General features: G+C 66.4%; 20 protein-coding genes. 14 read left to right on the forward strand and 6 right to left on the reverse strand.

The window, feature by feature from the left end; genetic code table 11:
* The first annotated feature begins 4 nt into the window (after window positions 1–4).
* The 9 genes from scpA to AB7G19_RS30545 all read left to right on the forward strand — a co-directional run bounded on the left by scpA (window position 5) and on the right by AB7G19_RS30545 (window position 9,923).
* Window positions 5–2,161, forward strand: coding sequence for a methylmalonyl-CoA mutase (scpA, locus tag AB7G19_RS30505; protein ID WP_085402784.1), 2,157 nt, complete (start codon window positions 5–7; stop codon window positions 2,159–2,161).
* A gap of 37 nt (window positions 2,162–2,198) precedes the next feature.
* The gene (locus tag AB7G19_RS30510; RefSeq protein WP_085402698.1) at window positions 2,199–2,495 is read left to right on the forward strand and encodes a nucleotidyltransferase family protein; all 297 of its coding nucleotides are present in this window, start codon (window positions 2,199–2,201) and stop codon (window positions 2,493–2,495) included.
* 32 nt (window positions 2,496–2,527) lie between these two features.
* Window positions 2,528–3,301, forward strand: coding sequence for an RsiV family protein (locus tag AB7G19_RS30515; RefSeq protein WP_085402697.1), 774 nt, complete (start codon window positions 2,528–2,530; stop codon window positions 3,299–3,301).
* A gap of 131 nt (window positions 3,302–3,432) precedes the next feature.
* Window positions 3,433–4,425: a tripartite tricarboxylate transporter substrate binding protein gene (locus AB7G19_RS30520; RefSeq protein ID WP_028146998.1), complete on the forward strand. Its 993-nt coding sequence runs from the start codon at window positions 3,433–3,435 to the stop codon at window positions 4,423–4,425.
* A 191-nt stretch (window positions 4,426–4,616) separates the two neighbouring features.
* Window positions 4,617–5,111, forward strand: coding sequence for a tripartite tricarboxylate transporter TctB family protein (locus tag AB7G19_RS30525; protein ID WP_039151132.1), 495 nt, complete (start codon window positions 4,617–4,619; stop codon window positions 5,109–5,111).
* Window positions 5,112–5,115: 4 nt separating this feature from the next.
* Window positions 5,116–6,627: a tripartite tricarboxylate transporter permease gene (locus AB7G19_RS30530; RefSeq protein WP_085403858.1), complete on the forward strand. Its 1,512-nt coding sequence runs from the start codon at window positions 5,116–5,118 to the stop codon at window positions 6,625–6,627.
* A gap of 51 nt (window positions 6,628–6,678) precedes the next feature.
* Window positions 6,679–7,668, forward strand: coding sequence for a methylmalonyl Co-A mutase-associated GTPase MeaB (meaB, locus tag AB7G19_RS30535; protein ID WP_085403859.1), 990 nt, complete (start codon window positions 6,679–6,681; stop codon window positions 7,666–7,668).
* Entirely contained in the window at window positions 7,665–8,321 is a 657-nt protein-coding gene (locus tag AB7G19_RS30540; protein ID WP_085403860.1) for a pyroglutamyl-peptidase I, read from the forward strand. Before meaB ends, AB7G19_RS30540 begins: the two co-directional genes overlap by 4 nt.
* A 231-nt stretch (window positions 8,322–8,552) precedes the next feature.
* The gene (locus tag AB7G19_RS30545; RefSeq protein WP_063984604.1) at window positions 8,553–9,923 is read left to right on the forward strand and encodes a TIGR03808 family TAT-translocated repetitive protein; all 1,371 of its coding nucleotides are present in this window, start codon (window positions 8,553–8,555) and stop codon (window positions 9,921–9,923) included.
* 28 nt (window positions 9,924–9,951) lie between these two features.
* Here the strand turns inward: AB7G19_RS30545 and AB7G19_RS30550 are convergent, their stop codons facing one another.
* From AB7G19_RS30550 to AB7G19_RS30565, 4 genes are all read right to left on the reverse strand, one after another.
* Window positions 9,952–10,704, reverse strand: a complete 753-nt coding sequence (locus tag AB7G19_RS30550) for a TIGR03809 family protein (protein WP_094184353.1) — start codon at window positions 10,702–10,704, stop codon at window positions 9,952–9,954.
* A 481-nt stretch (window positions 10,705–11,185) separates the two neighbouring features.
* Entirely contained in the window at window positions 11,186–12,898 is a 1,713-nt protein-coding gene (locus AB7G19_RS30555) for a S8 family serine peptidase (RefSeq protein ID WP_441268719.1), read from the reverse strand.
* Window positions 12,899–12,913: 15 nt separating this feature from the next.
* Window positions 12,914–13,603, reverse strand: coding sequence for a hypothetical protein (locus AB7G19_RS30560; protein ID WP_085403862.1), 690 nt, complete (start codon window positions 13,601–13,603; stop codon window positions 12,914–12,916).
* Complete coding sequence (locus tag AB7G19_RS30565; RefSeq protein ID WP_008140099.1) at window positions 13,600–14,169, reverse strand: sigma-70 family RNA polymerase sigma factor; 570 nt, start codon at window positions 14,167–14,169, stop codon at window positions 13,600–13,602. Before AB7G19_RS30565 ends, AB7G19_RS30560 begins: the two co-directional genes overlap by 4 nt.
* 433 nt (window positions 14,170–14,602) lie before the next feature.
* Between AB7G19_RS30565 and AB7G19_RS30570 the strand changes: the two genes are divergently transcribed.
* Together AB7G19_RS30570 and AB7G19_RS30575 are read left to right on the forward strand one after the other, a co-directional pair.
* Window positions 14,603–15,760 carry a GGDEF domain-containing protein gene (locus tag AB7G19_RS30570; protein WP_085403863.1) on the forward strand — a complete coding sequence of 386 codons (1,158 nt, stop codon included), beginning with the start codon at window positions 14,603–14,605 and terminating at the stop codon, window positions 15,758–15,760.
* Between the two features lie 63 nt (window positions 15,761–15,823).
* Window positions 15,824–16,927: a DUF2336 domain-containing protein gene (locus AB7G19_RS30575; protein ID WP_085403864.1), complete on the forward strand. Its 1,104-nt coding sequence runs from the start codon at window positions 15,824–15,826 to the stop codon at window positions 16,925–16,927.
* Window positions 16,928–16,938: 11 nt separating this feature from the next.
* Here the strand turns inward: AB7G19_RS30575 and AB7G19_RS30580 are convergent, their stop codons facing one another.
* Window positions 16,939–17,577 carry an NrsF family protein gene (locus AB7G19_RS30580; protein WP_085403865.1) on the reverse strand — a complete coding sequence of 213 codons (639 nt, stop codon included), beginning with the start codon at window positions 17,575–17,577 and terminating at the stop codon, window positions 16,939–16,941.
* Window positions 17,578–17,579: 2 nt separating this feature from the next.
* Window positions 17,580–18,125: a sigma-70 family RNA polymerase sigma factor gene (locus tag AB7G19_RS30585; protein ID WP_028146986.1), complete on the reverse strand. Its 546-nt coding sequence runs from the start codon at window positions 18,123–18,125 to the stop codon at window positions 17,580–17,582.
* 289 nt (window positions 18,126–18,414) lie between these two features.
* On the opposite strand from AB7G19_RS30585, the gene AB7G19_RS30590 reads away from it, so the two are divergent.
* From AB7G19_RS30590 to AB7G19_RS30600, 3 genes are all read left to right on the forward strand, one after another.
* Window positions 18,415–19,050 (forward strand): hypothetical protein, encoded by a 636-nt coding sequence (locus AB7G19_RS30590; protein WP_085403866.1) that lies wholly within the window; start codon window positions 18,415–18,417, stop codon window positions 19,048–19,050.
* Between the two features lie 162 nt (window positions 19,051–19,212).
* The gene (locus AB7G19_RS30595; RefSeq protein WP_085403867.1) at window positions 19,213–19,992 is read left to right on the forward strand and encodes an enoyl-CoA hydratase; all 780 of its coding nucleotides are present in this window, start codon (window positions 19,213–19,215) and stop codon (window positions 19,990–19,992) included.
* Between the two features lie 188 nt (window positions 19,993–20,180).
* Window positions 20,181–21,611: a TolC family outer membrane protein gene (locus AB7G19_RS30600; RefSeq protein ID WP_094184354.1), complete on the forward strand. Its 1,431-nt coding sequence runs from the start codon at window positions 20,181–20,183 to the stop codon at window positions 21,609–21,611.
* Window positions 21,612–21,617: the final 6 nt, after the last annotated feature.

The raw sequence follows: 21,617 nt of genomic DNA on the forward strand, positions 1-21,617 counted from the left end.
AACCATGAGCCGCATTCCTGATTTCGCCGACGTCGCCTTCGAGCGCATCGCTACCGCCGCGCCGTCAGGCAGCGCCGAGCCGTGGCTGACGCCCGAGGGCATTCTGGTGAAGCCCGCCTATGGCGAGGCCGATCTCGCCGGGCTCGATTTCCTCGAGACCTATCCGGGCATCGCGCCGTACCTGCGCGGCCCCTACCCGACCATGTATGTCAATCAGCCCTGGACCGTCCGGCAATATGCCGGCTTCTCCACGGCGGAGGATTCCAACGCATTCTACCGCCGCAACCTCGCGGCCGGACAGAAGGGCCTCTCGGTCGCCTTCGACCTCGCCACCCATCGCGGCTATGACAGCGACCATCCGCGCGTCGGCGGCGACGTCGGCATGGCCGGTGTTGCCATCGATTCCATCTACGACATGCGCACGCTGTTCGCAGGCATTCCGCTCGACCAGATGAGCGTGTCGATGACCATGAACGGCGCGGTGCTGCCGATCCTCGCGCTCTATGTCGCCGCCGCCGGCGAACAGGGCGTGCCGCCGGAAAAGCTCTCGGGCACCATTCAGAACGACATTCTGAAAGAGTTCATGGTGCGCAACACCTATATCTATCCGCCCGCGCCCTCGATGCGGATCATTTCGGACATCTTCGCCTATACCTCCACGAAGATGCCGAAATACAATTCGATCTCGATCTCCGGCTATCACATGCAGGAGGCCGGCGCGACGCAGGACCTCGAGCTCGCCTATACGCTCGCCGACGGCGTCGAATATCTGCGCGCCGGTCTTGCCGCGGGCCTCGACGTCGACCGCTTCGCGCCGCGCCTGTCGTTCTTCTGGGCGATCGGCATGAACTTCTTCATGGAAGTCGCCAAGATGCGCGCCGCGCGCCTGCTCTGGGCGAAGCTGCTGAAGCCCTTTAACCCGAAAGACCCGCGCTCGCTGTCGCTGCGCACGCATTGCCAGACTTCGGGCTGGTCTTTGACCGCACAGGACGTGTTCAACAATGTGATGCGCACGACGGTGGAGGCGATGGCGGCCACCCAGGGCCACACCCAGTCGCTGCACACCAACGCGCTCGACGAGGCCTTAGCGCTGCCGACCGACTTCTCGGCCCGCATCGCCCGCAACACCCAGCTGTTCCTGCAGCAGGAGAGCGGCACCACCCGCATCATCGATCCCTGGGGCGGCTCGTATTATGTCGAGCGGCTGACGCGCGACCTCGCGGCGAAGGCCTGGAGCCACATCCAGGAGGTCGAGGAGCTCGGCGGCATGGCCAAGGCGATCGAGGCCGGCGTGCCCAAGCTGCGCATCGAGGAGGCCTCGGCCAAGACGCAAGCCCGGATCGATGCCGGCAAGCAGGCGGTGATCGGCGTCAACAAGTACAAGCCGACGGATGAGGCTCCCATCGACATCCTCAAGGTCGACAACACCAATGTCCGCCGCCTCCAGATCGACAAGCTGACGCGGCTGAAATCCGAGCGCAACCAGACCGACGTCGACGCGGCGCTTGCCGCGCTGACGCGCTCGGCCGGCGAAGGCAACGGCAATCTGCTCGCGCTCGCGATCGACGCAGCACGGGCGAAGGCGACCGTCGGCGAAATCTCGGACGCGATGGAAAAGGTGTTCGGCCGGCACCGCGCCGAGATCAGGTCCATCACCGGCGTCTACAAGCGGGAGGCGTCCAGCATGGGTAACCAGGTCGAGAAGGTTCAGGCGCTGATCGACGCCTTCGAGGAGGCGGAAGGCCGCCGGCCGCGCATCCTGGTCGCCAAGATCGGCCAGGATGGCCACGACCGCGGCCAGAAGGTGATTGCCTCGGCCTTCGCCGACATCGGCTTCGACGTCGACATCGGGCCGCTGTTTGCAACTGCCGATGAAGCTGCGCGGCAGGCGGTCGAGAACGACGTGCACATCCTCGGCGTCTCCTCGCTCGCCGCCGCCCATCTCACCGCAGTGCCTGAACTCAAGGCCGCGCTGAAGAAACAGGGCCGCGACGACATCATGATCATCATCGGCGGCGTGGTGCCGCCGCAGGATTACGACGCGCTCTATGCGGCCGGCGCCGAAGCCATCTTCCCGCCGGGCACGGTGATCGCGGAAGCCGCCGAGGAGCTGATCCGCAAGCTGAATGCCCGGCTCGGGCATAGCGAGGCGGCGGAGTAGATGGTACGCTGGCCGTATCACCGGCCGGATTGTCTCCATGACACGTGATGAGGTCATCGCTGCGATACGCCAGAACGCTGATGCCATCAAAGCCAAGGGCGTCTCGAAGCTCGCCATCCTCGGCACGCGGGACGGCGACGATTATCACCCGCACAGCGACATCGATGTCCTGGTCGAGGTCGAACCGGAGGCCTCTTTCTCGCTGCTCAACCTGATCGACGTCGAGCAGATCATCGAGGATGCGACCGGCTTGCAGGCGCAGGCGACTGTCCGGCGCTCCGCCTCCCCCCACTCTGCGCAGCAGATCGCAGACCACATCCTCGAAATATTCTGACGCTCACGTAAGGAGCACTCCCATTGAAGTTCATGATCGGTTTGAGCGTCGCCATGGCGCTTAGCGCAACGTGCGTGATCTCCGCCCTCGCCGCGGACCCCAAGCCCGACGCCATCATCAAGACCAAGAGCATCGACGCCCGCGTCTTCCTCGACGACAGGATCAAGGCGGATGCGGCGCTCGCGGCGGATTGCCTGGCCGAAGGCAGGAAGTGGCTCGACAAGAACGCGGCCGAGGCCGCCGCCTCGCGCAAGGAAGATCCGCAGTTCTTCAAGGACGGCGGCTGGGATTTCGAGCGCAAATATGCGATCCGCTCCGTTGTTGCAGATCGCTATGTCAGCGTCCTGCGCAACGACTACATGGACACTCATGGCGCCCATCCCAACTCGGACGTGAACACGATCCTGTGGGACAAGAGCGAGGGCAAGCGCATCTCGATCCGCCCGTTCTTCACCGAGACCACCGACAACGGGGCAACTATGAAGGCGATGGTGAAGGCCGTGATCGCTTCGCTGAGAGTCGAGAAGAAGAAGCGCGACACCAGCGAGACCGCGACCGACGAGTGGTTCAAGAGCGTCGAGCCGAGCCTGCTCAAGATCGGCGCGGTGACGCTCGCGCCGTCAACCGAAACGGGCAAGAGTTCCGGGCTCACCTTCCACTATCCGCCTTACGCGGTCGGCCCCTACGCCGAGGGCGAATATGTCGCCTTCGTGACGTGGGAAACGCTGAAGACCTATCTCACGGCGGAAGGCATGCGTATCTTCGGCGGTGCGCGACCGAAGGGCGACGCGGCGGAGCCGCAGTGATGATGTTTTGAGCAGCGACACATTGCTCACAACGCTGTGGTAGCGCTACCTTGCAGCGGCGCCGCAAAGCCGACTAGAATGCCTTCATTGACAAGAGCGCCCGGTGTCACGGGCGCCGCTGGGAGGCATTGATGTCCAAGATTTCGCGCCGCACTTTTGCGGCCTCTTCCGCCGCGATTGCCGCATCCGCCGCATTCGGTCTCACACCCGCACGCGCACAGGCGTATCCGGCCCGGCCGGTCACCGTGATCGTGCCCTGGGGCGCCGGTGGCGGCACCGACGCGACTGCGCGCATTGTCGCAGCCCTCCTGGAAAAGGATCTCGGCCAGCCCTTCAACGTCGTCAACCGCACCGGCGGTTCAGGCGTGGTCGGCCATAGCGCGATCGCGACCGCGCAGCCGGACGGCTACACGATCGGCATGCTCACCGTCGAAATCTCGATGATGCACTGGCAGGGCCTCACCGAGCTGACGCCGAAGAGCTACACGCCGCTGGCGCTGATGAACGAGGACCCGCCCGGCATCCAGGTCTCCTCCTCCTCGCCCTACAAGACCGTCAAGGAGCTCGCCGAAGCCATCAAGGCGGCGCCTCCCGGCAAGTTCAAGGCGTCGGGCACCGGTCAGGGCGGCATCTGGCATCTCGCGCTGGTCGGCTGGATGCAGGCGATGGGCCTGCCCGCCAACCAGGTCGCCTGGGTGCCGTCGAATGGCGCTGCGCCCGCGATGCAGGATCTCGCCGCCGGCGGCCTCGACCTCACGACGTGCTCGGTGCCGGAGGCGCGCGCCATCATCGAGGCGGGCAAGGCAAGGAGCCTTGCCATCATGGCGCCGGCGCGCAACCCGATCTTCAAGGACGTGCCGACGCTGAAGGAGGCGATGGGCATCGACTACGCAACCGGCGCCTGGCGCGGCATCGGCGCACCGAAGAACCTGCCGCCGGAGATCGCAACGAAGCTCACCGCAGCGCTGAAGAAGGTCTACGACTCCGCCGAGTTCAAGGACTTCATGAGCAACCGCGGCTTCGGTACGGTGTGGGGCGATGCCGGTCAGTTCGCAAGCTTCATGGACAAGGGCGACGCCCAGATGGGCGAGGCGATGAAGGCCGCCGGCCTGAGCAAGGCGTGATCCGGACCTGCGATGCTCTGATCGCCTCCCCCCGCTTGCGGGGAGAGGCCGGAATTCGCGCGAAGCGCGGGTTTCGGGTGAGGGGGACTCTCTACGAGTCCAATTCTCACCTCCCCCGCGGAGAGCCCCCCTCACCCCAACCCTCTCCCCGCGCGCGGGGAGAGGGAGAATACCTCGCATAGGATTCTCACATGCGTCTTCCCGACTCCGTCACGGGATCGTTTCTCGTCGTGCTCGGCGCGGCGGCTGCCTATGGCGGCTGGATCCTGCCGCCGGTGCCGGGGCAGCCGGTCGGCCCCAACGTATTTCCGCTCGTGATCGGCATCGGGCTCGCGCTGTGCGGGCTCGCGATCGTGTTCGGCATCGGCCATTCCTTCGAGGAGGAGGAAGAGCTGGTCCCGCTCGAGGACGGCCAGGTGGCGGCCGCACCGCCGCCGCAGGGCAAGCTCTACGGCCTGCGCGCCCTGCTGCCGCCGGCGCTGCTGCTGTTCTACGTCGCCGCCGCCGACCGGCTCGGCTTCATCATCACCGCGGCGATCATGGTCTACGTCACCTCGACCGCGCTCGGGGCGAAGTGGAAGCTGGCACTGCCGCTCGCGGCGCTGTCGCCGTTCGCCATCCACCTCATCTTCGGCAAGCTGCTGCGCGTGCCGCTCCCCGCTGGCCTGTTGCCGACGCCCTGGTGATCCCATGCTCAAGACCCTCATTGAAGCATTCGCGCTGATCTCCACCTGGGAGGTCATCATCGCGATGTTCGCAGCCTCCGTGTACGGCCTCGTCATCGGTTCGCTGCCGGGCCTGTCGGCGACGATGGCGACCGCCCTGCTCGTCCCCGTCACCTTCTACCTCTCGCCGATCGCGGCGATCGCAACCATTGTCGCAGCCTCCTCGATGGCGATCTTCTCGGGCGACATCCCCGGCGCGCTGCTGCGCATTCCCGGCACCCCCGCCTCGGCAGCCTATGCCGACGAGGCCTACGCCATGACGCGCAAGGGCCAGGCTGAGCTGGCGCTGGGGGCCGGCGTCTGGTTCTCCGCCGTCGGCGGCATTGCCGGTGTGCTGTCGCTGATGATCCTGGCGCCGCCGCTCGCCGAGATCGCGCTCTCGTTCTCGACCTTCGAATATTTCTGGCTGGCGCTGCTCGGCCTGATGTGCGCCACTTTGGTTGCGCGCTCCTCGCCGGTGAAGGCGATCGCGGGCATGTTCCTCGGCTTGCTGGTGTCCTGCATCGGTATCGAGAATCCGGGCGGCGTGCCGCGCTTCACCTTCGGCATCACCGATTTGTTCGGCGGCATCGAGCCGATCCCGGCGCTGGTCGGCGTGTTCGCGGTGGCGCAGGTGATGCGCGCGATGCTGACGCCCGAGCCGCCGCCGCTGCCGCGGCGAAAATTCGGAAGCATCATGGCCGGCCAGTGGAAGCTGACCAAGAAATATCACTGGCAGATGACGCGTGGAAACATCATCGGCATCATCATCGGCGTGCTGCCCGGCGCCGGCGCCGACATGGCCGCCTGGGTCTCCTATGCGATGTCGAAACGCTTCTCCAAGGAGCCGGAGAAATTCGGCACCGGCCACGTCGAGGGCCTGGTCGAGGCCGGCGCGAGCAACAATGCCAGCATCGCCTCGGGCTGGGTGCCCTCGCTGCTGTTCGGCATCCCCGGCGACACCATCGCCGCGATCGCGATCGGCGTGCTCTACATGAAGGGCCTCAATCCCGGCCCGACGCTGTTCACCGAGAAGGCGTCGAGCATGTACGCGATCTATCTGATGTTCATCATCGCGAACATCCTGATGATCCCGCTCGGCATCGCCATGATCCGGATCGCCGCCTACATCCTGCTGGCACCGCGCTCCGCCATCATGCCGATCATCATGCTGTGCTGTGCGGTCGGCTCATTCGCGATCGGCAACAACATGTTCGGCGTCGTCACCGTCGCCGCCTTCGGCATCATCGGCTATGTCATGGAGGCGAACGGCTATCCGGTGGCCGCGATGGTGCTCGGCATCGTCATGGGCACCATGGTCGAGCAGGCTTTCGTGACCTCGCTGATCAAGTCGGACGGCAGCATCCTGCCGTTCTTCGAGCGGCCCGTCGCGGCGATCCTCGCCGCCATGGCGATCGGCGCGCTGCTCTGGCCGGTGCTGGTGTGGGTCTGGCGCAAGGTGAAGCCGGTGCAGACAGCGGCGGCAACGACTCGGTGATATCGGGCGAGCGGCCCTCGCCTGCCCCGCCGGGGCGTTGTAAAGCAGGGCATGACTGAGAAGAAGGCCTCGCTGGACATCAAAACCCTCGCCCGCGACTTGCGCTCCGGCAGTCGCGCAGCCCTCGCCCGCGCGATCACGCTGGTGGAAAGCCGGCGCGGCGACCATCAGGCGCTGGCGCGCGAGCTGGTGCAGATGCTGCTGCCCGACACCGGCAAGGCGGTTCGCGTCGGCATCACCGGCTCGCCCGGCGTCGGCAAGTCCACCACCATCGACGTGCTCGGGACGTATCTCATCGAGCAGGGAAACAAGGTCGCGGTACTCGCGGTCGATCCGTCCTCGGCGCGCAGCGGCGGCTCGATCCTCGGCGACAAGACGCGGATGGCGCGGCTGTCGGCCTCCAATGACGCCTTCATCCGTCCCTCGCCATCGTCAGGCACGCTCGGCGGCGTCGCCGCCAAGACGCGCGAGGCCATGCTGTTGTGCGAGGCCGCCGGCTTCGACGTCGTGCTGGTCGAGACCGTCGGCATCGGCCAGTCCGAGACCGCAGTTTGTGACATGACCGACTTCTTCCTCGCGCTGATGCTGCCGGGCGGCGGCGACGAGCTGCAAGGCATTAAGAAGGGCCTGGTCGAGCTCGCCGACATGATCGCGATCAACAAGGCCGACGGCGACAATCTCAAGCGCGCCAACATCACCGCCGCCGACTATCGCGGCGCGCTGCATATTTTGGCGCCGCGATCCGAGCATTGGCACCCGCCGGTCGAGACCTATTCGGCGCTGACCGGCGACGGGATCGCAAAACTCTGGCAGAAGGTTCTGGATCACCGCAAGGCGATGAACGCGTCCGGTGATTTCGCCGCACGGCGGCGCGAGCAGCAGGTGAAATGGATGTGGTCGATGCTGGAGCAGCGCATGCTGGCGCGGCTGCGCAGCGAGGCGTCGGTGCGGACCAAGGTCAGGAAGATCGAGGCTGAGGTGGCCGAAGGCCATCTCACGCCGGCACTCGCCGCCGAGCAGATTCTGGAGTTGCTGCAATGAGCGAAAAGCTCCGCATTCTCCTCACCGGCTTCGGACCGTTTCCCGGCGCGCCCTATAACCCGACCCAGCCACTGGTGGCGCGGCTGGCGCAATTGCGCCGTCCGGCGCTCGACGATGTCGCGCTCGCGAGCCACATCTTCCCGGTCACCTATGCCGCGGTCGACCGGCAATTGCCTGATGTGCTCGCGAAGGAACAGCCCGACGCGCTGCTGATGTTCGGCCTCGCCTCGCGTACGCCTTACCTCCGCATCGAGACCCGCGCACGCAATGCCGTCACCATGCTCTGGCCCGATGCCGCCAACACCCGCTCCAGCAAGCGCGGGATCGCCGGCCATGCGGACGCGATGACGTTCGGTCCGCACACGGCAAGACTGCTGCGCGCCGCGCGCCTCACCGGCATCGACGCGCGCGCCTCGCGCGATGCCGGCGCCTATCTCTGCAACTATCTCAGCTGGCGCGCGATCGAGAATGTGAGGGCGGGCGGACCGCAGCTTGCGGCGTTCATCCACATTCCCCTGCTCGCCCGCAGCGGCGCGGTGCGGCGCAAGGGCGCAGCCCGGATTACGCTGGAGGAGCTGGTGGACGCGGGGGAAGCGATGCTGATGGAGCTGGTGGGGCTGGCAAGGAAGCAGCGGAACACTCAGATTTCGTAGGGTGGCAAAGGCGCGTCGCGCCGTGCCCACCATACATCCGCATTCGTGTAACAATGGTGGGCACGCTTCCGCCTTCGCTCTTCGAGCTACGGCGGACAAGTCGCTTTGCCCACCCTACGGCACCGTCTTTGCGGTAAACATTTAACCCTACCGCGAACAATCCTCACTGCCCCAGCCACCCTGCGCTACCTAGTCGGTCGCGGACCTCCCGCGTCCGCCGAAGGATGCGTCATGGACCTCAATCGCCGTCATCTCATCGGAGCTTCGACCGCAGGCATCGCGGGCGCCCTCGCCATGCCGGCCGACGCCGCGCGCGCGGCGCCGCTGACGTCCCTGCTCGGCCGCGATGCCACGCAATACGGCGTGCGGCCCGGCAGCAGCGAGGACCAGACCCGCGTGCTCCAGCGCGCCATCGACGACGCTGCGCGGGCACAGATGCCGCTGGCGCTGCCACCCGGCATCTACCGCAGCGGATTGCTGCGGTTGCCGAATGGCGCCCAGCTGATCGGCGTGCGCGGCGCGACAAAAATCATCTTCACCGGCGGGGCCGCAGCGATCCAGAGCGACGGGTCGGACTCGATCGGCCTGACCGGCCTCATCTTCGACGGCGGCGGCATCCCGCTGCCGACGCGGCGCGGACTGATCCATGTCCTCGGCGGGCGTGACGTCCGCATCACCGATTGCGAGATCACCGGCTCCGGCGGCAGCGGCATCTGGCTCGAGCAGGTGTCCGGCGACATCTCGGGCAACATCTTCACCAACATCGCGGTGACGGCAGTCGTCTCGTTCGACGCCAAGGGCCTCAGCGTGTCCCGCAACACCATCATCGGCACCAACGACAACGGCATCGAGATCCTGCGCACCGCAATCGGCGACGACGGCACGCTGGTCACTGACAACCGCATCGAGGACATCAAGGCCGGCCCCGGCGGCTCGGGCCAGTACGGCAACGCCATCAACGCGTTTCGCGCCGGCAACGTGATCGTGCGCGGCAATCGCATCAGGAACTGCGATTACTCGGCGGTGCGCGGCAATTCGGCGTCGAACATCCACATATCAGGCAACAGCGTCAGCGACGTGCGCGAGGTCGCGCTCTATTCGGAGTTCGCGTTCGAGGCCGCGATGATCGCCAACAACACGGTCGATGGTGCCGCCGTCGGCGTCTCGGTCTGCAATTTCAACGAAGGCGGCCGCATCGCGGTGGTCCAGGGCAACATCATCCGCAATCTGATCCCGAAGCGGCCGATCGGCACCGCCCCCGACGACGATGCCGGTGTGGGCATCTACATCGAGGCTGACAGCTCCGTGACCGGCAATGTGATCGAGAACGCGCCGTCCTATGGCATCGTCGCCGGCTGGGGCAAATATCTGCGCGACGTCGCGATCACGGGCAATGTGATCCGCAAGGCGCTGGCCGGCGTCGGCGTCTCCGTGGTGTCCGGCGCAGGCACCGCGCTCGTCAACAACAACATGATCTCGGAAACCCCGCGCGGCGCCGTGGTTGGGCTCGATCACGCCCGTGCAGTGACGTCGGATCTGTCGGCCGACGGCGCACAGCGCTTTGCGCAGCTGGTGGTCGGCGGCAATGCGGTGCGGCGGTAGCTGCCGCCCTCATCCCGGAGCCCAAACGCTAGAACGCGTTCCTCAGCAGCGGGTACTTCGCTTGCAGGCCGTCGAGGCTGAAGGTGAATTCGACGACGCGCTCGGGAGCGGCGACAATTTCGGCGGCGGGCGGGGCGAACTGCGGCAGAAGCGTTGCCATTACAGCAGGTGTGGCGGGCGGCGCCTTCACGGCAGGTGCGGCGAACGCCGCCTTCACGGCAGGCGTGGTGAACGCCGCCATTGCGGCAGGCGCGGCAACCGGCGACCTCACGGCGGGTGCGGTGAGCGGCGCCCGCGCAGCGGGAGCCTTGAGCGGCGCGACAGCGGCGGGCGCAGTGAACAATGCCACCGTAGCAGGCGTCGCTCGCGGCGCGAGCGGGGCTTCGGTGATTTCGGCAAGGACCTCCGGCTTGGGCGCGAGCCTGACCGGGACGGCGGTCTCCGCGGCGATGTGGACGGCCTTCGGCTGCACGGTCTGGGCCTGCTGGTCGCGCGGAAACACGCGGGGCATGGTCGCCGGCGACCAGCCGAATACGGGCGAGACACTCGCGGCCGCCGCGGCCACGTCACTACCGGTCGCGAGCGCGCGCCAGGTCTGGACGGCGCGCTTGGCTTCCTGGATGTTTTCGAGGAATGCGAGCTCGGAGTGATAGCGGCGCCAGCGTCCGGTCTCGAACATTTCGGAGAGATGTTCCAGCCGCTGCTCGGCGAGAGCGCACCAGCGTGCCGCAATGTCGCGGCCACGCGCCACGTCGCGAACAGCCTCTTGGCGATGTGTCATAAACCAGCCCGTTGGGAGAAAAATACGGACGCGACGCAACGCACACGAATCAATTTAGACGCGACATGAATATTTTGTGGAAAAGTTTTGACTTGTCCAGCAACGACACGCCGGTCGTCGTCAATCACCGTAGTCGTGCGGACAATTGCTGTGTTTTCGAGTCAAGCTTCGCACAAGCATAACCGGCCTGCGGGGCGACTCCCGGACGCCGACAAGGGGCGCCGCCACGTTCGCTCAACCAGAAGCTGATCGTGCCGAGCGATTCAAGAAATCAGACGCCTGAAAAGAAAAGACCCGTCCGGGGGGACAACCGGACGGGTCGAGCCATATGGGCGCTTGGGGTGGATGGGCGCTCGCGCCTGATATGACTTATGGGGAGGGATGACCGCTCCCACATAATTTGGTCGTGGCAGCCGGCTGAACGTTCAATGCGGCGTTCGATTTCTTGGCCCTCGCACGGCGCGCAAAGTTGTCGCAGCCGCTATCGCGTCGCCGGCCTATCCGCCTGAGAAATCGTGGATTTATCGTCTGCGCTCGACAGCGAAGGTTGTTCGATCGCGCGGATGCCAGGCTCGTCGCGACGCTTCTCGGCATCTTCACGTTTTGTTGTACCGGACGCAGCCGCAACAGGCGTCGCGCTGTCGGCGGGAACGGCCATCACTGCGGCAAACGCGTCGGCCTCACCGTCGCCGAACAGATCATCACGGCCGGGTGAGCCGAGGTCGCGCGCGGTCTTCGCCAGCGTCATGCGCAGCGCCTCCGGCTTGAGCGTGTAATTGCGCTCGAGCAGCAGCGCGGCGACGCCGGAGATATAGGCGGCCGAGAACGAGGTCCCCGAGGTCATCTGGTACTTGCCGTCGGGCGCCGGCAGGAAGATGTCGACGCCGGGCGCGGCCAGCGCGATGTAATTGCCGCGGTTGGACGCCGAGAACAGCTTGTCCTGCTGGTCGGTCGCGCTGACCGCGATCACGTTGGGATTGGCGGCTGGATAGAGCGGCGGCGATTTCGCGCCGGCATTGCCGGCTGCCGCGATCAGCACCAGCCCGCGGGCGGCGGTCGCCGCGATGGCGCGCTCGATCACGGCATCCTTCGGACCGGCAAAGCTCATATTGACGATCTGCGCGCCGTGCTCGGCGGCGTAATTCAGTGAGCGCAGGACGATGTAGGACGAGCTCTGGGCTCCACCCGTCGAGCCGCCAAAGGCGCGGATGGCGATGATGCGCGCCTCGGGCGCGCTGCCCATCAGCTTGGCATGCGCCACGATGGCGCCGGCAATGCCGGTGCCATGGACATGCGGGCCCTCGGCGCTGCCGAGCGCATCAAAGTTGTCGGCGATGGAGTGGGCGAGCTCGGGATGTTGGGCGTCGATGCCGGAGTCGATCACGGCAACCGTCACGTTGGCACCGTGCGCCAGCGTATGCGCCTGCGGCAGGCGAAGCCTGGCCAGCGCGTATTGCGCGGGATCGCCCTCGGTCGGCACTGACGATTTCTGATCCTGGAGCACGTAGCGGAAGTTCGGCTGGAGCGAGCGCACGCTGCCGTCGGCGGCGAACTCACGCCGCACCGTCTCGGAAGGCCTGCCGTCCGTGATGCGGAACAGGCCGAACGTCGCCCCGATCAGCGGGAAATTCTCGGATGAGACACGCGTCAAGCCGTGGCGACGCGCAAGCTCGTCGGCTTCAGTCGCCGACAGCGCGCCGTCGATCTCGGCCACGAATTCGTTGGCGAAGGGGCGCAAGTCGACGGCGGCCGGCGTGCTGTTGCCCCGCCCCTTCCCGGCGCTCTTCTTGCCCGATTTTCCCGCGCCATCGCCGCCCGCGCCCGGCTGCGCCAGGCATTCGCCGTCGGCGTCGCGATAGGGGGCGGTGCAGGCCGGATAGAGGTTCGGCGAATAGCGCGCATAGGGCAGCACTGGGGTCGGTCGCATCCGCGCCGTGGTGGTGGTACGCGGGATAGCAGGGATAGAACGCGGGCCGGGGCCGACGCCGACAGCCCGCGCACCAACACCGGGGCTGACGCGCGCGGCGATGCTGGGAGAGATGGTCGGGGTGCGCGTGGGGACGCTGATCGTCGGCGTGCGCATGATCGCCTGCGCCTGCGCAACCTCGACGCCGAGACCGGCGAGCAGGAGTGCAGCTCCGACCGATGAAGCGTAGGCCCCGGCTCGCGACTTACTCTCGGACTTGCGCGTCATCGGTGCAGCGGCGCCTTACGGCGCCGCGACGGCGAGGTTGACGAACTTCTCGCGCGACATCCTGCCGAGCAGCGAGGCGAGCTCGTCCCGGCCCATCGCCTTGTCGAACTGGAGACGGAACATGCCGCCCTTGGCATCGCCGATGATCGAAGCCTGGTAGCTGTCGAGCAGCGCGGTGATGTCGGCGACGCGCGCCTCGGGCGTGAAGCGCACCAGCGCGCGCGCAGGTGGAGCTCCAAGCTCACGCGTGATCGGCGCGCCGACCGACAGCGAAGCGGTCTCGAAGGTCGCGGGCTGGGTCTTTATCAGCACGGCGCCGATGATGCCGGCCTGGAGCAGCAGCGCGATGGCACCCAGGCTCGCCGACCAGGCCAGCGTACGCGGCGACAGGCTCGAGAAGAAGGTCGCGATGCGCGCCGAGAGCGGCAGCGAACCGACCGGCCGCGCCGGCTCGGCGTCGATCGCGGCGAACAGCTTCTGCATCGCCCGCGCCGACGGAGCCCCCAAGCTCTCGTTCAGATGGATGGTCTCTTCGTACTCGCCGCGGATCGCGGCATATTGCTTTGCAAGCGCCGGATCACGCGCCAGCGCTTCCTCGACGCGGCGAGCGTCACGCGTGTTCAGCGTGCCGGCGGCGTGCCAGGGCAGCAGCAGTTCAATTTCACTGGGCTCTTGCTCCAGCATCTTTTTGCTCAATGCCATCATGGCCAGCCTCGCTCAACGCCGGCTGCCTTCAGCAGTTCGGCCAGTTTCTTGCGCGCATAGAACAAGCGCGTCTTCACAGTGTTCTCCGGAATACCGACGATTTCGGCCACTTCTTCCACGGATTTCTCGTGGTAGTAGACGAGATCGACGATTTCCCGATGGTCCGGCGAGAGGCCCGTCAGACACTCCCGCAACGCTTCACTGGTATCCTTTTTCTGCACCGCGATTTCCGGATCGTCAGACGAATCCTCGATCGCGTTGGCAGCTTCGTCGTCCAACCCAACGTCCTTCCTGCGCCGGAGCGCAGACAGGGCCTTGAATCGGGTGATTGCCAGCAGCCAGGTGGAAACGGCGGATCGACCCTCGAACTTGCCGGCTTGACGCCAGACGTCGAGAAACACCTCGCTGATGAGGTCTTCCGCCGCCTGCTCGTCCCGCACGAGCCTTAGCCCGAACCTGTAGACCCTGACATGGTGCCGCCCGTACAGCACCTGCATGGCGAGCCGGTCACCTTGAGCGATCCTGGCGATGAGGACCTCGTCCGAAGCCGCCTGTGTCACGCTCAATGCCCGTCTCGCAAAGTTGGTCGGGTCGGCGCGGCGGACGGTTCGACGGGCGGGGCGAAATTCTTCAGCCTACCGCAGTCACACGGGGGTCTGTGTGATCTACCCCACATACGCGAATTTTCCTTTTGCCACCCGCGGCGGTTGGCCGGCTCGCTCGATAACGGTAACATAGTAATGAAGAATTCCCTGCGCAATGCCGTCCGGCGCGGACGGCCCGACATGATGGAACCATAGCAGCCCTGCACGACGTATGTCTCACCAAGCCCTGCTTTGGCTCGACCCCGTCGCCAACGATGCCTAATCGCCGGCAAATTTCCCCGCCGGCCGCTGTCACCCTGTTGCGCGCTGCACCGTTTGGATTCGATTTCGAAGGATACCAAACCTAAAGGCTTGCCGCGTAGATTTTTGGGCGACATTCACCCTTGGCGGGACAATGAGCACGGCCGCGACGACCTTACCGGAGAGGAATGCCGCTGAGGTCGCGGATCTCGTTCTCATGCCCGACGCGGCTGCGCCCGAGGTACGAGCACGCCGGGTCCGGCAACGCCGGCAGATGTATGTCGGCCAGGTCGCAAGCTACTCGCTCGGCGCCTTCGTGCTGCTGATCTATGCCCATGACGGCGTCGTCCCGATGAACGTTCCGTCGCTGTTCTGGGTCGGCGGCCTGATGATCATCGGCATCTTCGTCGTGATGTCGGAAGCCGGCGTCGGCGACAGACACAGCGACCATTATCTCACCGTCTTCCAGATCTCGGCGCACATGGCGCTGCAGTTCATCTTCCTGGTGTCGGTGCCGACCCTCGGCATCGCCTTCATCAGCGTGCTGTTCCTGATCTTCGCCTTCGGCACGCTGCGCATGACCTCGGCGCAGGCGATGTTCACCTGGGCGATCGCGACGACCTGCCTCGCGGCCGTCTTCCTCGCCTCCGACCTGCCGATCGGCATGCCAGTCGCCACGAAGCTCCAGCGGACCGCCTCGATGCTGTGCTTCGTCCTGGTGATCGGCCAGTGCGCCTTCCTCGGCCTGTTCGGTGCCACACTGCGAAAGGTCCTGTACCGGCGCAGCATCGAGCTGAAGGCCGCCTATCAGCGCATCGAGGAGCTCGCCGAGCTCGACGAGCTCACCGGCTCCTACAACCGCCGCTGCATCATGCGGCTGCTCGATGCAGAGGTCGAAAAGTCGCAGCAGGCGTCCGCACCTTGCGCCATCGCGCTGATCGACCTCGACTGGTTCAAGCGCATCAACGACGCCCACGGCCACCCCGTCGGCGACGAGGTGCTGCGCACCTTCGCCATCACCATTTTTGCAAATATCCGCCCGGCCGACTTTTTCGGCCGCTATGGCGGCGAGGAATTTCTGCTGCTGCTGCCGGGCACCGACGGCGGCGCAGCTGGGCGCATGCTCGAGCGGCTGCGCGGCATCGTCGCCGATCTCGACTGGAGCGCATTTTCCCCCGGCATGCGGGTGACGATTTCCGCGGGCGTCGTGACGCTGCGCGACAACGATACTGCCGACACGTTTCTCGCACGCGCCGACAGCGCGCTTTATTCCGCCAAGGCGCAAGGGCGCAACCGTATTGCAACGAGCTGACTAATCCATTTTTTCCTGGCTGCGCAGAAGCCGCAGCCGGACCGAACGCTCCAGGACAGGGCCATGAGATCGAAATCCGACAAACCATCCGAGAACCTGCTTGATGAATTGCAGACCGCGCTCTCGCACGGCACCGTCGCGCGCCGGGTCGAGGCCCTGCGCCGCGTCACCGATCTCTTCATCAACAATGCGGTGGATTATTCCGACGAGCACATCAGGGTGTTCGACGACGTGTTCCAGTGCCTGATCGAGCAGATCGAGACCTCGGCGAGAGCGCTGCTCGCCAACCGTCTCGCGCCGATCGCGGCCGCGCCGCCCAGGATCATCCGCACCCTCGCGCTCGACGAGGTGATCGAGGTCTCCGGCCCCGTGCTCTCGAAATCGGAACGGCTGGACGAGGCGACCCTGATCGAGATCGCGCGCACCAGGGGCCAGGCGCATCTCAAGGCGATCTCGCTGCGGCGGGTGCTGTCGGAAGCGCTGACCGACGTGCTGGTGGCGCGCGGCAACGAAGACGTCGTGCAATCGACCGTCAGCAATCCGGGCGCGCAGCTCTCCGAGGGAAGTTTTACCGACCTCGTCACGCGCGCCGAACGCGACGATGACCTCGCCACCTGCATCGGCCTGCGGCCCGACCTGCCGCGCCATCACTACCTGAAGCTGATCGCCAAGGCGTCCCTGAGCGTGCGCAGGAAGCTCGAGACCGCGCATCCGGAGCTCGCGGACGAAGTGTCCAGCGTGGTCCAGGAAGCGACCCATCGGGTCCGCGCCGCCGCCATGACCAGGCAGACCGAAATGGCGCGCGCGCTGGTGAGATCGCTGCACGAGGACGGTCGTCTCAACGAGTTTCAGGTCACCAGCTTCGCCGAGCAGGGCAAGTTCGACGAGACAAATGCGGGGCTCGCAGCACTCGCGGGCGTCGCGGTCGAGACCGCCGAGAACATGATGATCGAGAGCCGCAACGAGGGCGTGATGGTTCTCGCCAAGGTCGCGGGCATGCAATGGTCGAGCGTCCGCGCGATCATCGCGATGCGCGAAAAGCTCTCGGGCGGCTCGAAGACCGACATGCTGACGCTGCGCGATGCCTACGAGGCCCTGCGCTCATCGACCGCGCAGCAGGTGCTGCGCTTCCACCGCATGCAGCAGGGCACGACGCCGGCGGCGTGAGGCCGCCGCCGCTAGTAGCGCAAAACTTTCGAACCCGCGTAGGCGCCGATCGCGGTCACGAGTGCCGTCGCGATCGTGTACCAGGTCGCGACGAACAGCGGCGAGTCGTCGGTGCAGTGCGAGGCGTAGAGCGTTGCGGCAAGGCCGGCCGACAGCAGGCCGGCGAGCGCGCCGGCGAGTGCAGGATGCGACGGCGCGCCGTGGCGCAGGCCGAACAGCGCGCCCGCAAGCAGCGGCAGCGACATCGCGGGGATCGCGAGCATGCACACCCGGGAGTTCTTGCCCACCAGCCGCATCGTCATCGGCATCGCCGGGGCCATCATGGTCTCGCCGCCGATCGCAACCGCAAGCAGGCCGACGGGAAGCAGCAGCAGCCAGCCCCAGCCGCGCATCAAGGCTTCGGGCCGCGACAGATGCAGGCTGACGATGATCGCGGGAATCGCAAGCGACAGCGTGACCGCGAACTTCGTGTCGAAGAACGGATTATGCATCGCGGTCATCACGTCGGGCCGCACGCCAAGGAAGCTGGCGAAGATCAGGATCGAGAACGGCGCCGCCACCAGCAGCGCCATCGTCAGCACGGCACCGACGCGCGGCGCGCGATGGGCGTTGTCGGCCGCGAGCGAGCGAATGAGTTGATCGGTATCCATGACTAGTGGTCCCGCAGTTTGGCAGTCAGCGCCGCAAGTCCGCGATGCAGCGCGACCCGCACCGCACCTTCGCTCATCGAAAACTTTGACGCCGTGTCCTTGATCGAAGCGCTGTCGACGGCGATCGACTGCAGCACGTCGCGCTGGCGCTGCGGCAGCGTGTCGAGCTGCGTTGCGACCTCGGCCGCCGAGGCCGTCTCCTGCGGTGCCTCGCCCGGCAGCGTCTCGGCGAAATCGTCGATGTTGACGAAGACCCGCCGGCCCCGCCGCCGGAGCGCATCGATCAGCTTGTTGCGCCCGATCGCAAACAGCCACGGGGCGAAGGGGGCTTCGCTGTCCCAGGTGTGCCGCTTCAGATGCACCGCCAACAAAATCTCCTGCACGATATCCTCGGCCTGGTCGGGAGGCTGCCCGGCCCGCGCCAGACCCCGCCTCGCGGCAGCGCGCAGCACAGGCGTGACCGCCTTCAACAGGCGATGATACGCCGCATCATCGCCTGCCATGGCCGACCGCATCAGGCCGGTCCACTCGTCCTCACGTCCGCGCACGCGCCCTCACCATGCAATTCGGCAGCTCTTTCAGTTTGTTACGCCGGCACCAGAAAGATCACGACTTCGTGATCTGCGCCGTGCCTCGCCACGCGATGCGGCCGTCGAAACCCGCGACGGCTCATAACACCGATCGGTCCCGTCCGCATCCGGCGGCCGGTTGCGAGGCGGCGGTTTGCCCCGCTTTTGCCCGGGATAGCCCGAAGATTCCCATTTTTTGCCCCGCTGTGGTCACGCCCCAGGGGCTCTGTTCGGTCCCGGGACAGGCGGAATTGGGGAGATCGTCAACATGATGAAAGCCAGCGGGCGCGCCGCACTGATTCTTCTTGCCGGCCTTTTCGTGCTGGTCGGAGCCGCTGCACAGGCGGCACCGAGTTCAGCCGCAAGCAGCCAATCGGACAGCGCGGGCAACCAGGCCGACGCAGTCAAGCCGAGCAAGCAGCGGCGCCATGCATCGCGCCACCGCGACAGCGGCAAGACGGCGCAGAAATCCGACGACAAGGCCGACAAGAAGGACGGCGCGGCGAAGGCCGAAAACGACGTGCCGGCCTTGAGCCAGATGCCGCCGGCAGTCGCCAACGCCAACGCGCAGATCGCCGCAGCCGATACGCCGACGGCTGCCGCGGCCTCCGCGTTGACCGGCCGCGCCAACGACAACGTTCAGGCTGCAGCCGATAATACCACCGCGCCGAATGACGAGGCTCAGGTGGTGGCGCCCGATCAGCTCAACGACATCGACCGCGCCCTCCAACAGGACCCGCCGGCACAGAAGGCGGTGATCGCCGCAACCGACGCGCGGCCGGCGCCGGTGATGGCGAGCAGCCACAGCTCGGCCTGGGACCAGAGCTCGCTGATCGGCAAGATCTTCATCGGCGTCGGCACGCTGCTGACGCTGGCGTCTGCCGCACGCATGTTCTTCGCTTGATGCTTGGCCTGGTTTTTGGCCTGATTTTGGGGTGAGGGACCTCGTCCGGAACGCGCGTCTCGCCGCGCGTTCCGGACGGCCTCGTTCCGACAGCTTTTCGGCCCTTGAAGCCCACCGCGCCAGCGGGCACATTGCCCGCCCAATCAAACGCGTGGGTGGAGCATGAGCACGTTCGAACACATCATCGTCGAGAGCAAAGGCGCGGTCGGCATCATCAAGCTGAACCGGCCGAAGATGCTCAATGCGCTCTCCTTCGGCGTCTTCCGCGAGATCGCCGCGGCCGTCGACGATCTCGAGGCCGATGACGCCATCGGCTGCATCGTCGTGACCGGCAGCGAGAAGGCCTTTGCCGCCGGCGCCGACATCAAGGAGATGCAGCCGAAAGGCTTCATCGACATGTTCTCCGAGGATTTCGCCGCGATCGGCGGCGATCGCGTCGCGCGCTGCCGCAAGCCGACCATCGCCGCGGTTGCGGGCTATGCGCTCGGCGGCGGCTGCGAGCTCGCCATGATGTGCGACTTCATCATCGCCGCCGACACCGCCAGGTTCGGGCAGCCCGAAATCACGCTCGGCACCATTCCCGGCATCGGCGGCACCCAGCGCCTGACCCGCGCGATCGGCAAGTCGAAGGCGATGGACCTCTGCCTCACCGGCCGCATGATGGATGCGGCGGAAGCAGAGCGCTCAGGCCTCGTCAGCCGCATCGTGCCCGCCGACAAGCTCATGGACGAGGTCATGGAAGCCGCCGAAAAGATCGCATCGATGTCGCGGCCCGCCGTCGCCATGGCCAAGGAAGCGGTCAACCGCGCCTTCGAGACCACGCTCGCCGAAGGCATGAGCGTCGAGCGCAACCTGTTTCACGCGACCTTCGCGCTGGAGGACCGCTCCGAGGGCATGGCGGCGTTCATCGAGAAGCGCAAGCCTGTCAACAAGAACCGGTAATGCCCGCGAGCGGTCAGGCTGGTGTAAGGCTTCGCCGCTCTGGTGCAGAAACCCTGTGACGCACCTGCAACAAGCACGGAATAGATGGGGGTTTTCCCCGCGGCAGTTTGCCTGCGGGACCCCGGCTGGTTAAACAGTTAAGAGGCCACCGTCGGCGGGGGCGGACAGCCGGGGTTTAGCAGGATTACATGATTGGGCGTGCCGCCAGAGTTGGTCGCGTGATGACGCGGCATCGATCGGGCGTGGGTCCTGTGCTTGCGACATGGACCACGCTGGCGCTCTGTTGCGCCCTGCCCTCCGCCGCATGGGCGGAAGCCCTGCCGGAGGCGCTCGCCAAGGCCTACCAGACCAACCCGCAGCTCAATGCCGAGCGCGCGCGGCAACGCGCCACGGATGAAAACGTGCCGCAGGCCCTCGCCGGCTACCGGCCGCAGATCGTGGCAAGCCTCAGCGCCGGCCTGCAATCGGTGCGCAATCTGCTGCCCGACAACACGATCCAGACCGCCAATCTGAAGCCGTGGATCATCGGCGTCACCGTGACGCAGACCCTGTTCAACGGGTTCCGCACCGCCAACAGCGTCCGCGCTGCGGAACTTCAGGTGCAGTCCGGCCGCGAGGCGCTGCGCAATGTCGGCCAAGGCGTGCTGCTCGACGCGGTCACCGCCTACACCAACGTGCTGGCCAACCAGTCACTGGTCGAGGCGCAACGCTCCAACGTCGCGTTCCTGCGCGAGACGCTCGCCGTCACCCAACGCCGCCTCAACGCCGGCGACGTCACGCCGACCGACAGCGCCCAGGCCGAGGCGCGGCTCAGCCGGGGGCTCGCCGACCTCAACGCCGCGGAAGTCGCGCTGGCGGTGAGCCAGGCGGTCTACGCGCAGGTGATCGGCAATGCGCCATCGCAGCTTCGGCCCGCCGAAGTCGTCGACCGCTATCTGCCGAAGAGCCGCGAGGATGCGCTGACGACGGCGATCCGCCAGCATCCAGCGGTGATGGCGGCGGGCTTCGACGTCGATGTCGCCTCGACCAACATCCGCGTCGCCGAGGGCGCGCTGCTGCCGAGCGCCAGTCTCCAGGGCAGTGCCAGCAAGAGCCGCAGCAACGACCCGACGCTGAGCACCATCGCCGAAGACCAGGCCTCGATCGTCGCCAACGTCACCGCGCCGATCTACGACGGCGGCCAGGCCGCCGCACAGACCCGACAGGCCAAGGAGATCACGGCGCAGAGCCGGCTCGTGCTCGACCAGGTCCGCAACCAGGCGCGCACGGCGGCGACCAGCGCCTGGGTCGCCAATGAGGGCGCCAAGATCACGGTCTCCGCTTCCGAATCAGAGGTGAAGGCGGCGACCGTCGCGCTCCAGGGCGTGCAGCGCGAGGCCGCCGGCGGGCAGCGCACGACGGTGGACGTGCTGAACTCGCAGGCCGATTTGATCCAGGCCAAGGCCCGCCTGATCGGCGCACTGCGCGACCGCGTCATCGCCTCCTACACGCTGCTCAGCGCCGTCGGCCATCTCGACGTCAAGACGCTCAGCCTCAACACGCCGGACTATCTGCCCGAGGTGCATTACCAGCAGGTCCGCGACGCCTGGCACGGCCTGCGCACGCCGTCGGGGCAGTAGTTTCAA

The organism is Bradyrhizobium sp. 215_C5_N1_1 (assembly GCF_052075935.1).
Classification (GTDB): Bacteria; Pseudomonadota; Alphaproteobacteria; order Rhizobiales; family Xanthobacteraceae; genus Bradyrhizobium; species Bradyrhizobium barranii.